This window comes from Labrenzia sp. PO1 (assembly GCF_012273635.1).
Classification (GTDB): domain Bacteria; phylum Pseudomonadota; class Alphaproteobacteria; order Rhizobiales; family Stappiaceae; genus Roseibium; species Roseibium algicola.
The window spans coordinates 1,216,335-1,230,405 of sequence record NZ_JAAXCR010000001.1; the positions used below are offsets into that span (position 1 = coordinate 1,216,335).

Below are 14,071 nucleotides of genomic sequence, written 5' to 3' on the forward strand. Positions count from 1 at the left end.
GACTCACCAGACACACCCAGGACCGCCACGAATGGCAAATGAAACCAGCCTGTCGATCGTTGAACTCATCGGCGCGGCCGAGGCCCTGAAAGGCAACGGCTCCTTTGGTGCCGCGGAAGTTCTCTATGGCACCTGGGTGGCACAGAACCCGGATGACCCACTGCTGTATGCAGTGCTTTTCAACCAGTCTGTGCTGTTTTCCGAAACCGGCAAGCTGGCAGCTGCGCGCGAGACCCTGGAGCGCGCGCTGAACCTCAATCCGAGCTTTCATGCGGCCCATATCAACCTCGGTCGTGTTCTGGAACAGCAGGGGGATATCGGCGCGGCGGTTGGCCAGTGGAACACAGTGCTGGAACAGACCCTTGCGGTGACGCCGGCTTCACTCTCTGTTCGGCTGACGGCCCTCAACCAGATCGCCCGCACACTGGAAGCCGCCAACCAGGATGTTCTAGCCGAAAGCATGCTGCGCCAGAGCCTGGAACTCGACCCGCACCAACGGGAAGTCGCGCAGCATTTCATTGCCCTTCGGCAGCGCCAGTGCGAGTGGCCGGTGGTGCAGCCGCTGGAACGGGTGACGCCTTCACAGCAGGTGCGGGCCATGTCGCCCCTTTCGGCCGCGGCCTTCAGCGACGACCCGCTGTTTCAGCTTGGCCTTTGCGCCGACTACAGCCGCCAGGACGTCGGAACGCCCTCCGCCCCCATGAAGGCATGGCCAAAGGCCATGGAGCACGACGGCCCGCTGCGGATCGGTTACCTGTCGTCCGATCTTCGCGAACATGCCGTCGGCCACCTGATGGCGGAAGTGTTCGGCCTGCATGAGCGAACCAAGGTCGAGGTCTTCGCCTATGATTGCGGCCCGACAGCGGATGATCCGCTCAGCCGGAATTTCCGGGAAACCACCGACAACTGGCGCACCATTTCCGGCATCGACGACGAAGCTGCCGCGCGGTTGATCGCCGAAGACGGCATCCAGATCCTGATCGACGTAAACGGCTATACCCGGGAAGGCCGCACGCGGCTGGTCGCACTGCGTCCAGCTCCGGTCATCGTCAACTGGCTCGGTTTTCCGGGCACAACGGCCAGTCCGTTCCATCACTATATCGTCGCCGACGACATCATCATTCCGCAGGACCACGAGATCTATTATTCCGAAGAGGTTCTGCGCCTGCCCTGCTACCAGCCGAACAACCGCAAGCGCGTCGTTTCCGAGCGCATCTGGCAACGCTCCGATTTCGGACTGCCGGAAGACGGCACGGTGTTCTGCTGCTTCAACGGCAGCCACAAGATCACAAGGTTCTGCCTGAACCGCTGGTTCGCCATCCTGAAGAAGGTACCGGGAAGCGTTCTCTGGCTGCTGACCGGCGGAACGGAAACCGACCAGCGTCTCAAGGCTTGTGCCGAAGCGGCAGGCATTGCTCCGGACAGGCTCGTTTTTGCCGGGAAGATGACCAACCCCGACCATCTGGCACGTTATCCGCTTGCCGACCTCTTCCTCGACACCACCCCCTATGGCGCCCATACCACCGCCTCCGATGCCCTCTGGATGGGCGTGCCGGTCCTCACGATTACCGGAAAATGTTTCGCCGCACGGGTCTGTGCGAGCCTGGTCACCGCCGCTGGTCTTCAGGAGCTCGTCTGTCTGACGCCGGAGGATTACGTGAAGCGCGCAGCAGACCTCGGCAAGGACCGCCAAGCACTGCGGGATCTTCGTCAACGCCTGACCGAGAGCCGGGACGACTGCCTCCTCTTCGACACGCCGCTTCTGGTTTCGAAACTGGAAGGTCTTTATGCTGAAATGTGGCAGGCATGCCGCAGCAATACGCTGCCAAAACCCGATCTCAGCGATCTGGACGCCTTCCTCGAAGTTGCCACCGGCATAGACCACGAAACGACAGACATGCTGGCCGTGGCCGATTATCCCGCCGCCTGGCGCGATCTTCTCATCGCACGGCACGAGGCAAGGCCATTGTTCAGCCGCCGGTTTCTGGACTTTACCGGGGCCTGACCAACATCAGCCTCGGGAACGAGTGGGGTGTTCAGGCTTGGACGAGCGCGCCAAGTCGTTCCACGGTGAGGTTCACCTGTTCATCCGCCAGGCCAGGATGTATGGGCAGACACAGGATCCTGCTTGCCAGCATGGACGCAGTTTCGAGGCGACCAGACCGGCGGCAATGCTGCAGAACCGGCTGGTCGTGCAGCGGAACGGGATAATGAACTGCCGTTTCTATGCCTGCCTCGCGTAAACCTCTGGAAAGCGCTTCGCGATCCTCCAGAACGACGGCATATTGCGAACGGGCACTGCCTGCCATGTCCGGACTGCGGACATAATCCAAACGACCAGTCTCCCGGAGTGGTTCGAGGAGCCTGTCGTATAGCTCACCGATATTGCGGCGGCGATCCAACGCCTTGCTGAACCGGTCGAGCCGCGCCAGCAGGGCAGCGGCGGCGATCGAACTCATCCTGCCGTTCATCCCCAGCCGCAGGTGATGGTACTTGCCGCCTTGTCCATGGTCACGGATCTCGCGAAGCGCGCTGGCGAGCGCCTCATCATTGGTGAAGACCGCTCCGCCGTCCCCAGCCCCACCGAGCACCTTCGTCGGAAAAAAACTGGTGCATCCGAGCCCCGCCAGATTGCCGCTCCGTCTGTCTTCCAACCCCGCCCCCAGGCTCTGGGCAGCGTCTTCGATCACCGGGATTCCGTGCCTTGCAGCAATCGAATTGATGGCTTCGAAGTTGGCAGGCAGTCCAAAAAGCGAGACCGCGACGATGGCCTTTGTGCGACTGGAAATCGCTGTTTCCAGTTCATCCGGGTCAAGCAAGCCGGACGGGTGCAGGACGTCCACCAGAACCGGCTCCGCACCGAGCACAAGAGCGCTTTCCGCCGGCGCGATGAAGGTAAAGTCCGGAACAATGACTTCATCACCCGGCCCAATGCCGAGAGCCATCATGGCCATTTGCAAGGCCGTCGTTCCCGAAGCACAGGCGACTGCAAACCTTGCACCAGTTATCCCGGCAAGTTTTTGTTCCAGCTCGGCAATTTCCGGACCGCCGACAAAACGCCCATGTGAGAACACCCTGTCGATACCTTCCAGAGCATTGGCCCGGACAGGTTGCCATTCGCCAACCACATCGGCGAAGGGAACAATCACCTTCACGCCGCACCTTCCGGTAGCTTGGAGGTCTCGAATGCGCATCGTCTGATTGCGTCCGACAGTCGAAGTACAGCGAGCGCCTCTTCAGCTGTCGCCAGCTCAGCCGCGTCACCTGCTCTGCTCATGACAAAAACTTCAGCCTGCCGCGTCAGTGGGTCCGGCCGCCCGTCGGGCGACAATGCAAGAAGGTCGAAACAGCGCGTTTCATCTCCGTCCAGCCAGACGTCAAGGCTGCGCTTCCGTTCGCTGGCTCCATGGACCGCAGCAAGCTCATAGGATGTGTCGCCAAAACCGAGACGGCAGCAGACATAATCCAGGCAGCCAGCCGTCCTGCGGCTCTCCAGCACCGTTATCTCGCAGTCACTTGTTCCCTCGAGTTTCACGATCCAGTCCAGATCATGCACCATCAGGTCGGCGATCACGTCCGGGCCGCCGGCAACGCTTTGCATCCGGGACAGCCGTTGCACGCGCACCTTGCCTGAGCGCTTGCGCAAGGCGGCCATCGTGCTTTCGATGGCCGGGTTGAAACGTTCGACCTGCGCGACCGATAGCCTGGCGCCGCCGGTGCGGGCCGCGGCAATCATCGTCTCTATTTCTCCCGGGCACAGCGACAAAGGTTTTTCGACAAGGCAATCGATGCCGCGTGCGAGCAACGGAACGGCAGCCTCGGCATGCCTTTCGACAGGAACCGCAATAACGGCAGCTGCAAAGTCGTTGGCGAGACCATCGATCGATCGCGCGAACGGGATCCCGTTTGCAGCAATCTCTTTGCCCTCGTCTTCATCGACGATACCGACAAGAGAAACGCCGGGCATTTTGGACAGGCATTCCATATGGAGCTGGCCCATTCTGCCAAGGCCAACCAGCAGCACGCGCAATGTTTCCTCGGAGACAATTTCGGCAAGATGCAGGGTCACGATTTCGGCTTCCTGAAGGATGCTATCTGCCGGCGGCACCGCTTGAGAACCTGCTTCTCAAACCCCTGCCAGGCCATCCGGACAGCCAATCCTGGAAATCTGTGTCTTTCCAGTTCCCTCTTCCGACCCTGCAATTCCCTCCTCAGGCCCTGCACTTCTCTCTCCAGTTCAGCGATCCTCGCCTTGTGTCGCGCATCATCGTTGGCAGCGACTGCCGTCTTCCGCTCCATCTGAGCTTTCGCCGCCCTGAGGTCTGCCTCGGCCAGGTTTTTGCAATGTTCCGCCTGTTCCTTTGCCTTCACCCGCGGTGCAAGCTGACTGACATAGCGCGATGCGGAGGTCAGTCTCTCGCCATCGTGCAGCGTCCCGGCAACGTCACTCCAGCGTTCGATGGTCCTGTAGTAGATTTCCAGCCATCGATCCACGGCTGCTTCCAGGCCGGCGTTCGCCCTGATCCACTGTGTCACCGCGCGCGCATCCGGTGCGTCGTAACGCTCCAGTTCACGCTCGATCTTGTCCTGATGCAAAAGCTGGTTCTGCAAGGTTCGGATGCCGAAATTCAATCCGCGCATGCTTTGCAGATTGGAGGAACTGACAAGCCCGCCAAGTTGACCGTAATCCATGACGACAACGGCACATCCGGACGCCATTGCCTCGATTGCAGCGCGCGCCTTTGCAAAGACAACGTCATAGTCCGCCAGGATGGTCTCCGGATGTGCGGCGGAGCGGCCGGAGTTCTGTCCAACGATATCGACGCGCTCGATGCCCATGCGGGTGCAGGCGTCACGTATCGCCTTCGGGACCTGAGCCGCAGAATTGCTGAAGACAAGCGCGGACTTCGGCTTGTCCGGAAGGTCCCGCACCTTTCTGAAGCGGTCGAGATCGACAAAATTATGCAGAACCGAGATCTGGTCAGCCGGTACGCCCGCACTGGTCAGAAGACGTTCCCGGCACAGGTCATCAACCGCGACATAGTGCAGGATGTTCGGGAAGACCGGTGGCCATTCCTGCCAGGGAATCCAGCCGTGACAGGTATAGGTGACCGGCACTTGCGGAAAACGAAGCGCGGCCGTCATCGTTTCCAGATGATGCTGCCCGTGGATCACATCGGGCACCGCGGACAGGTCCCGCAGGTCGTCAACGACAGGAATGGTCGCCGCTCGGAGACGGTCGGCAACCGGGCCAAGGCTCTGGCTGTAAGCAACCGGGAAGTGCCCGCGCCGCATGAGGGACAGCGCCAGATCCCTGAGATAAAGCTCAGACCCGGCTGGTTGATCCAGCGTGTTGTTGGTCATCAGGATCCGGAGCGGACGACGGTCAGCCTGCATGACGCGTCATCCCGAGCGCTTCGCGAACCTGCGAGGCAGAGGCAAACCGCTTGCCAAGGAGCGTGCAGAGTTCGCTTACCCGGCTAACCAGTTTCTCGTTTGTAGCCGGTTGCGTTCTGTCCGCATCAAGCCACAGAAAATCCTCCAGACCGGTTCGCACACCGTTTCCGAACAAGAGCCCCAGCGTGTTGGCGGCAAGCTGGCTTTCGCCGATCCCGCCTGCACACCAGACGGATTCTGGAGGCAGATCCTGCGTGATCGCCGCCAGATGCAAGGGCGTTACCTGTGCACTGCTGAGATTTCCGAGCAGCACGTTGAAATAGAAGGGAGGCTTCAATATCCCCCGGTCTGCAAGATACCTGGCGTAGTTCACCATGCCCGCATCGAAGACCTCCAGCTCGGGACGAATGCCGCGGTCTTCCATGGTCTTTGCAAGGCGGACAACCATGTCCGGTGCATTGATACTTTCGGTGCGGGCAAAATTCAGCGAGGACAGCGTGAGGCTGGCCATGTCGGGCCTGAGGTCCCCTGTCAGCAGCAAGGGGTCTGAACGTTGTTCGAACTCCGGGAAGTTCCGACCGCTGAGGGACACGCAGATGATCACATCCGGGTGCGTTTCCCGGATACCTGCAATGATCCGCCCGTATATGTCTTTCCGGAATGTTGGCCGGCCATCCTCGTCTCTTGCATGAATGTGCAGGATCGTCGCGCCAAGGTCCGCACACAGGCGGCAGTCGGCGATGATCTCGTCCGGCGACAGCGGCACGGCCGACGACATGGCACGGGTCGGCACCATTCCCGTGGGTGCAAGGTTCAGGATCAGGTCCTTCATGGGGATTTCTGAGCTTGCCTGTCCTGTCCGTCAGATCTGACACGAGCCGGATTACCAACCACGAGAGCACCCGGAGGAACGTCTCTGGTCACAACACTGCCGGCACCGACAACTGCATTTGCTCCGACACGAACACCCGGAAGAATGCGGCTGCCACCACCGATCTTCGCTCCGCGCTCGATATAAGGATAGACCATCGGTCCGCCTTTCAGCTTGTCGTTGAGCGTAACGACTTGCGGGCCGATGAAGACGTCATCTTCAACAGTAACCCCACGTGTAATATGGCAGCCGGTCTGAATGGAAACGTTATCGCCAATGACACATTCGCAAATATTGCAATGCGACCCGATAGTAGTTCCAGAACCAATGCTTGCATTCTTGTGAATTATCGTCATGGAGCCGACACGTGTACCGGGTCCTATTGTGACGTTTTCCTGCACCTCCGTGAGTGAGGCATTGTAAAAAAGCACGTCGGGAAAACGTTCTTCTGGCGTTTCGGATTGGCTCATGTGATTTGACGGGGCTGTTGTTGTTGTTTTTGAAGATCAGGTCTGCGGAACAATGGCATAGCCGTTGACGACGTGAAAGGTCAAAAGCTTTCAAATACGCCTTTGCCGCAGGTGCTGTTTCGCGGTAGTCCACATGCCCGTTCCCGTCCTGTTACGACAGGACAAACACCACGAACCGCGAGACCTGACACCTTCACACGGAACCTGTTGCGGGCAGACAGACAAGGCAATGAAGACAGCATCGGATCAGCAAAAAACAAACGTCCAGCGCCTTGGCGAGAAGATGGCGCTCGACCACGGATTTCTTGGCGTGCCGACCCGGACCTTCGATGAAGGTGGCAGACGTCAATTCGCAGAGCTCCTGCGCGAAGGCTTGTCGCCCGAAACGAGCGTTCTGGAAATCGGCTGCGGTTGTCTGCGGACCGCCTACTGGCTGATTCCCTTTCTTGGAGAGCAAAACTACTGCGGTATCGAACCGCACCGCGACAGGGTGCGTTGGGGACTTGATCTGTTGTTTGATGATCAGGTCCTACGACAAAGACAGCCGCGTTTCGACCACAATGCCGAATTCGACCTGTCCGTGTTCGGTAAAAAGTTCGACATGGTTCTGGCGGGGTCCATCTGGACTCATTGCAGCAAGTCTCATATCCGCACGATGCTGGAGGGTTTTCTCCAGAACTCGAACGAGAATGCGGTTTTCCTCGTTTCCTACCTCCCTGCGAGGTCCCCGGAAGAGGACTACAACGGCACAGCATGGGTCGGCACCAGCCATGTTTCCGATGAACCGGGGATCGTTCGCCACAGCAAGTCCTGGATCGACACCGAGTGCACCAGTCTTGGACTTCGTGTGGATTTTCTCGACCGGAAGGCCTTCGACGGACAACTCTGGCTGCGGGTACAACGGGCATCCAGCATCGGCTTTCCCGGCCGTCTTCAAGACTGAGCCGCTTCACGCCGTCCACGAAACACGCCGCAAGCATGTGGAACCATGACGTTTCGGCAAGCGCGTTGTAATTGTATTTCCAAGAAGACTTGCTAAATAAGAATCACTTTGAAAAAAATTTATCCGGAAGGGGCCCATGGCGGATTTCAGCGCTCAGATTGAAAAGTCGAAAAAGGAAGTTGCCGCTGCGAGGCAGAAGATCGACGAGCTGACCTCGAAGATCGAAACCGCGAAGTCCAAGCTGGACACCGGGCAGGACATTTCCATCGACATCGAGAACGCGTCCCTGGACGATGTTCACAAGCACACCGAGCTCATGGGCGCCAACATCGCCGAGCTCATCATGGGTCTTGACGATGTCACCGCGACCTTCTCCAAGGACTTCGATGCCATGCGCACGAAGACCGGATGGGAAAGCTTCATCGGCATCTTTTCCAAGCAGCGCTCCGACAGCATCCGCCAGGAACGCATGCGCTCCGCCAGCATCGACGACAAGCTTCAGGACCTGATCACCAAGTCCAACGTCATCGGACAGCTGCTGCAGGAGCAGCTCAACACGCTGAACGAACATTCCAAGCGCGTGGAAACCAACCTCAGCGAAACACTGAGCCAGCGCGAACAGACAGTCGGCACCCTGGAAGAAATCAAGGCCAAGCTTGTGGCCATGGATCCGGATGTGATTGCTCTGGAAAACAAGATTTCCGTGGAAACCGATGCCTCCGAGCGCACCAAGCTGGAGAGCCAGCTGGCGGAGATGAATGCCGAATACAACCGCCTGGCCCAGGAAGAGCAGGTCAAGCTGGCCGAGAGCCAGACGCTGGAACGCTACATCGAAAAGGGCAAGACCTGGGTCGACAGCCTTCAGAACCAGGCGGCCACCCAGATGGTGCTGATCAACAAGCTGCAGACGGACACAAAGCAGCGCGTCGTGCTTTACGATGCGCTTGTGAAGTCTCTCAAGACGGCCCAGCAGCAGGATATCGCCCACAAGATCAACGAGATCGGCGTGGCCACCGACAAGGAAGCCCAGTCCGCCATGGCCGCCATCGGCTCGGCAACCAACCAGCGCATGGCCGACATGATGGAAGCCCATGAGGACCACATGGTGTTCGCCCGCAAGGTGCTGGAGGAAAAGGCCAAGTCGGACGAGCGTTTCGCGCGCCGGTTCCAGCAGATCGTCGAGAAGCACGACAAGAACACGTACGGGGCCTGAGGGTCTGAACCGTGGATCTGACCCTGGACCACAGAACCCTGGAAGAAGCGCATGAAACACGGCGCTACTTCGCCAAGTTCGAGCGGATCATCTCGCATTTGCAAGGGGTGGCGGAAAGCGTCATCAACGAGAACACCGCGCTCGCTTCGGAAATACCGGTTCTGAAAGAGTACCTGGAAGCGCTGTCGGGAACCTTCACGGCGCTTTCCTACAAATATCTGCTGGCGGGCCGCGTGTCGGACATGCTGCCCTCGCTTTTGAACATCGACCGTCAGGACAGCGGCTTCCCGATCTATCAGGAGCTGCTGCAGATGGCGAACGACGCCATGCAGGCGGACAAGCATTTACGGTCGCTGCCGGCAATGCGCGAACTCAAGCTGGAGATGGTCAACCATATCCTGCGTGAACAATCCTCGCCGACCAACCTGCAGTTTGCCGCCTCCCAGCGCCAGTATTACGAAGAGCTCGCCAAGGGCGACCTGTTCTGGGCACGGAACGATCCACGTCTGGCCTGGATGGGCAACGTCGTCGACAACCGCCGCCTCTACAGGGTGCATTGGGCCGTCTATGACAGTCAGCAGAACATTCCGCTGATCTACATTCTCGACCTGGAAGACAGCGGCAAGTGGCCTCTGGCCAAGGACGAGCGCCGTTGGCCGCGCGTCCAGAGCCATCTGACCGCGCAATCCTCGGCGTCCCTGAAGCTGGTGACAATCGCCCGCGGCTTCGACCGCGACTTCGATGACCTGCATCCCAAGCGCCTGCGCCGGTTCTTTCTGGGGCCGATGTACAGCCACACCTTTACCCAACAGTCCGGTCCGCTGCGCGACGTCCTGGCCGAAGCCGCCGGTCGTCCTGGAGAAGACTGGGCTCTGGCCTGGACGACCGAAACCCTGGTCGCCTCCGGCTCCGAGTTCGAATCCGCAGGCTTCTTTTCGTCTGTCGAGCGGCAGATCTACCAACTCGATCCGCTGTCGGCGCACAATCCGGCTTCACAGGAAGTCGCTGGCCATACACACCAGCAGCGATCGCTGATCCTGCCGCAGCGGCCTTATCAAATTCTGGAAGAGCGAAACCCGCCGGGCTTTGCCAATATCCGCAAGTATGTCGTCAGCCCTTCGGGTAAGATCCTCAGTTACAAATAGGTTTTTCGCGTGACCCTTTCCAACGACCTCATGGAACTGAAAGAAGACAAGATCCGCGAGAAATACGCCTTTGCGGAAGCAATGCTCCAGGGCTTCGACCACACCCCGCGGATCGCCAAGAAGTCGGATGCGCCCGTTGCACAGGACCGTTCGCCCGGCCTTGGCGCCCGCCGGCGGTTCCGCTCCACGACGCCCGGCCTCGTCACCCGCTCCACGGCCCGACCCGAAGGTGTGCAGCTTTCAAACCGCATTCTGGAATGCGACGACGATGCGCTGACCACCCCGCTTCAGGCGAGCGTTCTGCAATCCCTGCGCCGGGCGCTGGCTGTCGCCCAGGTGGCGTCCGACCAGTTTGCCGACCAGACCGGCCTTGCCGAGCTAAAGCGCGCCAACCTTGCCGGAACGCTGGACGCCTCGCAGAAGATGCGTTTCCAGGATCTTCTGTCGGCAACGGCCATGATTGCGCTGCACGTCTTTGCCAACATGACGGACTTCCTCCTGTCGGGGCTCTCGGCCGAAACCGGTGAAACCGAAGTCCAGTGCGGCGACGTCGAGGAAATCCTTTTCGACAACGACCAGCTCGCCCTTCATGGTGTTCTCTGGGAGCTGGACCAGGAAATTGCCGCCGCCGCGATTGAAACCGATGCCCAGTTGATCGGCCTGGTGACGTCCTTCTGCGAACAGCTGATGGAAAAGGTGACACTACGCGCGGAAGGCGTCAGCGTGCTGCAGGCGTTCTCGGAAAGCCGTTACCGCGTGGAAGCGGACAATTTCGAGATTACCGGCTTCACGCCTTCCGCACGCGCGCACTCGACCACGCTCGCCATGGCGTTCAAGAAGCCGGAAGAAGTCGTCGGCAACCACATCGCCAAATACCAGGCGATGAAGCTTGCCAAGATGCTGATGGCCTACGATTTCGACCGCAAGCTCAACCCGTTCGCGGAACTCGGCGGCTTTATCTTCACCTTCATGGGCGACGGCAAGCCGGGCACCGGCAAGACAACCCTGATCCAGATGATGGCCGGCATGGTCAACGACTATTGTCAGGTCGCCGGCTATCCGTTCCGCTACCAGAACCTGTCCACGGAGAGCATCGACAGCTACCAGGGCAAGTCTGCCCAGAATGCCAAGGCCTTCATCCGCAATGTCACCGACCCGAATGTGATCGGTTTCGGCACCATCGACGACATAGACCAGCTTGCCGGCAAGCGCGGCGATCGCCAGTCCTCCGCCGGCCAGCTCGAAATTACAGCGGTCCTGATGGAGAGCTTTGCCGGTGCCAACACTGTGGTGCGCGGCAACTGCACGTTCGGCATGTTCTCCAACTATCCGGAGAACGTCGATGACGCCCTGCGTCAGCGCGCCGGCGCCCGCTTTCTGGTCGACGGCCCGCAAAGCCGCGAGGACTACATCGACATCCTGCATCTGCTGATGGGCAAGAACCACTCGATTCCAGTCGGCGACCATGATCTTTTCGAGGCCCAGGCTCTGAAGAAGGCCGTTGCGGCGTCCTACGAGCGTCACTCCCGGCCACAGGAAGATGCGCTGACAAAGGTGTTCGACAAGGTGCGAGCTGAAATCGGTGACCTGGACACGATCGCCAAGCTCGGGACCTACCTGAAGGCCATCCAGCAAGCGGACGAACGTTTCACCGGCCGGGCGATCAAGAACATCACCGATGCCGTGAAAGTGCGGGCGATGGACTTCGAATTGCCGGATGCCTGGATGGAAGATCCGGAACTGTTCCTGTTCAAGGACTACGAGACCAAGAAGGCGATGATCGCCGACCTGGCGCAGCCGATTACCGTCGACATGGTCATCCAGGAAATCAACCGCTACGCGGACAGCGAATTCCGCTATGCGGACAAGTCGGACGAGGTTGCCATCGAGAATGCCGTGCGCGAGATGCAGCGCATGGAAGAAGCCAAGCGCCGCTACATGGAAATCACGCGCACATGATGAGGCTCGTCAAACATGGCTTGATGTTCGGCAACCTCTACGAGGTCTCCGCACCGTCCATGGTGGCCCGCTACAACCGCGCGCTGGAACACCTGACCGGCAAGCGAACGGCGCTCGACGCCTTTCACGTCGACATCTCCGGATTTTCCCCGGAGATCGGCGATGAACTGGACGACATCCACTACCTCAATCCGCACGGTTGCAATCGGCAGTTCATTCTGCTGTCGATCGAACAGAAGACCGCACCGCTGCTGAACGCGCGGTTCTCCACGTCGCGTTCGATCCTGAAACGCTTCATCGAGGACAATGAGGAACAGCTCTTTGCGCTGTCGATCCGCGATTGCGTCGTCGGTGAACTGGTCAACTCGATCTATTCCATCACCTCGCCGCAGGACCTGTTTTATATCAGGGCGATCGAAGTGGAGGCGGACACCGTCGGCGGGCATTCCGAAGCAGGTGATGAACTGGCCGACAAGATCGAAGCGTTCATGAGCGAGCCCGACGGCTGGTGGGACGATGTGCTAATCGCGGACATGATCGAGCTTTCCAAGCACACCGGCGACATCATCCGCACCCCCTTGGCGATCAGTTCGAAAAGCTATGAGCAGGGAAATTTCCATACCTCCCATTTCGGCGGCCTCTACATCTTTCGCGATGTGAAGGAAACCGCATGCATCGCCTCCAGGCGCATGGACATTGTCGTCGACCTGCCCGTGAAGCACCTCTTCAGCCTGGAAGACCGCTACGAGGTGGCCGATTTCCTCAATCGAAACCAGTTGGTGGAGCCTATCCTCGATGCAGGCGGCAGCGTCGCCAAGAGCCTTTTGAAACAGAAACTGGACTTCATCGTCATCGACACGGCCGCCAGCCAGGGCGAGGATCTGTCGGACGTCTCGCGGCGCGACCTGCGCGCTTTGAGACGCAAGTATCACCAGCAGCTCCCCGCGGAATATCACGCCCTTAACGACATCGTGCACAGGCTGGAGCTGAAAGACGACAAGCTGTGGGTCGAACCGGAAAACGCAGCCTATTTCTACCTGCTTCGCTCGCGCAATCACCGCGACAAGAACCTGGTCAACATGCTGCTGTCCGAATTGACACCGCTTGACTTCCGCCAGCTTTTCATTTGTCACAAGGACGCATTCTACGGTCATTACCGAAGCTGGAGCGAAGCCAAGAAGAACTACGCGGTCCAGTTCCTTGCGGAAGAATATATGGTCGACAAGGTCGGCACGCGGCTGGAGCTGTTCGGACCGGAGGCCGCCATGGCGGAAGAAGACCAGGCCGACTACGGCTTTGGCAGGAACATGGGGCCGTGGGGTGCAATCCCCGGGGAACAAGACGGCGAGGATGGGGCACAATGAAGTGGATCAAATGGATAATCGGCATTCCGTTCCTGCTGATCCTTGTCGCCTTCCTCCACTACACGCTGCCGGGACGTGATGTGGTTCGCATCGTCGGCACCGACGTCAAGCGCATGGACATCGGCGCTTCGTCGTTCTTCTGGGCCGCCCCCGATGCAGGTACCAACAAGAACTGGACACGGGACGTCCGCTTCATCAACACGGTCTGGCCGAACGGCAAGCCAAGGGTCTACCGCAACGAAGACACCGATTGGGGCTGGCCGCCCTATTTCAAGTTCGACAGCAGCAACATCACCGCCCAGGCGCAGGATCTGGCCAAGAAAAGCGATGATGTCTGGATCGCCGTCACCCACTATGGCTGGCGTGTGGAGCTGTTCACGATCTTTCCCAATGCCATCAGCATCGAGGTTGTCTCCGGGCCGGATGTCTTCCTGATCCCCTGGTTCAATATCCTGTTCGTCGTGGTGCTTGTCGCCCTCGCCTATCTGATCATCAAGACCGTCAACGCCTTCAAGAAACGCCGGATCGACCCGGTGGTCGACGGTATCGACGACTTCATGGACGATGTCGGCGATAGCGCCGAGCAGGCCCGCGCCAGCGCCCATCGTCGCGCGAGCGAAGCCACGAGCGGCTTCCGCCGATGGCTGAAGCGCTGGTTCGGTTGACGAGACCGGAACGGCGTGCCTCTCTGTCGGCCGTGCTCTCTGCA

12 protein-coding genes are annotated in these 14,071 nt (G+C 59.5%); 7 read left to right on the top strand and 5 right to left on the bottom strand.

Annotated elements, in window-relative coordinates:
• Window positions 1–31: 31 nt before the first annotated feature.
• The gene (locus HCG46_RS05700) at window positions 32–2,005 is read left to right on the top strand and encodes a tetratricopeptide repeat protein (RefSeq protein ID WP_168685072.1); all 1,974 of its coding nucleotides are present in this window, start codon (window positions 32–34) and stop codon (window positions 2,003–2,005) included.
• Between the two features lie 31 nt (window positions 2,006–2,036).
• On the opposite strand, the gene HCG46_RS05705 is transcribed toward HCG46_RS05700, so the two are convergent.
• The 5 genes from HCG46_RS05705 to HCG46_RS05725 are packed head-to-tail and all read right to left on the bottom strand — an operon-like array spanning window position 2,037 to window position 6,624.
• Window positions 2,037–3,155 (bottom strand): DegT/DnrJ/EryC1/StrS family aminotransferase, encoded by a 1,119-nt coding sequence (locus HCG46_RS05705; RefSeq protein ID WP_205838373.1) that lies wholly within the window; start codon window positions 3,153–3,155, stop codon window positions 2,037–2,039.
• The gene (locus HCG46_RS05710; protein WP_168685076.1) at window positions 3,152–4,069 is read right to left on the bottom strand and encodes a Gfo/Idh/MocA family oxidoreductase; all 918 of its coding nucleotides are present in this window, start codon (window positions 4,067–4,069) and stop codon (window positions 3,152–3,154) included. The genes HCG46_RS05705 and HCG46_RS05710 overlap by 4 nt, the downstream gene beginning before the upstream one ends.
• Entirely contained in the window at window positions 4,066–5,397 is a 1,332-nt protein-coding gene (locus tag HCG46_RS05715; protein WP_168685078.1) for a glycosyltransferase, read from the bottom strand. Before HCG46_RS05715 ends, HCG46_RS05710 begins: the two co-directional genes overlap by 4 nt.
• Complete coding sequence (locus HCG46_RS05720) at window positions 5,387–6,229, bottom strand: 3-keto-5-aminohexanoate cleavage protein (protein ID WP_168685080.1); 843 nt, start codon at window positions 6,227–6,229, stop codon at window positions 5,387–5,389. The genes HCG46_RS05715 and HCG46_RS05720 overlap by 11 nt, the downstream gene beginning before the upstream one ends.
• Window positions 6,226–6,624 carry an acyltransferase gene (locus tag HCG46_RS05725; RefSeq protein ID WP_205838374.1) on the bottom strand — a complete coding sequence of 133 codons (399 nt, stop codon included), beginning with the start codon at window positions 6,622–6,624 and terminating at the stop codon, window positions 6,226–6,228. The genes HCG46_RS05720 and HCG46_RS05725 overlap by 4 nt, the downstream gene beginning before the upstream one ends.
• Before the next feature lie 343 nt (window positions 6,625–6,967).
• On the opposite strand from HCG46_RS05725, the gene HCG46_RS05730 reads away from it, so the two are divergent.
• The 6 genes from HCG46_RS05730 (at window position 6,968) to HCG46_RS05755 (ending at window position 14,027) form a co-directional block, all read left to right on the top strand.
• Window positions 6,968–7,681 (top strand): class I SAM-dependent methyltransferase, encoded by a 714-nt coding sequence (locus tag HCG46_RS05730; RefSeq protein WP_168685082.1) that lies wholly within the window; start codon window positions 6,968–6,970, stop codon window positions 7,679–7,681.
• Window positions 7,682–7,817: 136 nt separating this feature from the next.
• Window positions 7,818–8,894, top strand: a complete 1,077-nt coding sequence (locus tag HCG46_RS05735; RefSeq protein WP_023003168.1) for a hypothetical protein — start codon at window positions 7,818–7,820, stop codon at window positions 8,892–8,894.
• An 11-nt stretch (window positions 8,895–8,905) separates the two neighbouring features.
• Window positions 8,906–10,039 (top strand): hypothetical protein, encoded by a 1,134-nt coding sequence (locus tag HCG46_RS05740; protein ID WP_075281902.1) that lies wholly within the window; start codon window positions 8,906–8,908, stop codon window positions 10,037–10,039.
• Window positions 10,040–10,048: 9 nt separating this feature from the next.
• A complete protein-coding gene (locus HCG46_RS05745) occupies window positions 10,049–11,998 on the top strand; it encodes an ATP-binding protein (protein ID WP_168685084.1) in 1,950 nt (649 codons plus the stop codon).
• A complete protein-coding gene (locus HCG46_RS05750) occupies window positions 11,995–13,362 on the top strand; it encodes a DUF6638 family protein (protein ID WP_168685086.1) in 1,368 nt (455 codons plus the stop codon). The genes HCG46_RS05745 and HCG46_RS05750 overlap by 4 nt, the downstream gene beginning before the upstream one ends.
• Window positions 13,359–14,027, top strand: coding sequence for a DUF1523 family protein (locus tag HCG46_RS05755; RefSeq protein WP_168685088.1), 669 nt, complete (start codon window positions 13,359–13,361; stop codon window positions 14,025–14,027). Before HCG46_RS05750 ends, HCG46_RS05755 begins: the two co-directional genes overlap by 4 nt.
• The last annotated feature ends 44 nt before the right edge of the window (window positions 14,028–14,071 follow it).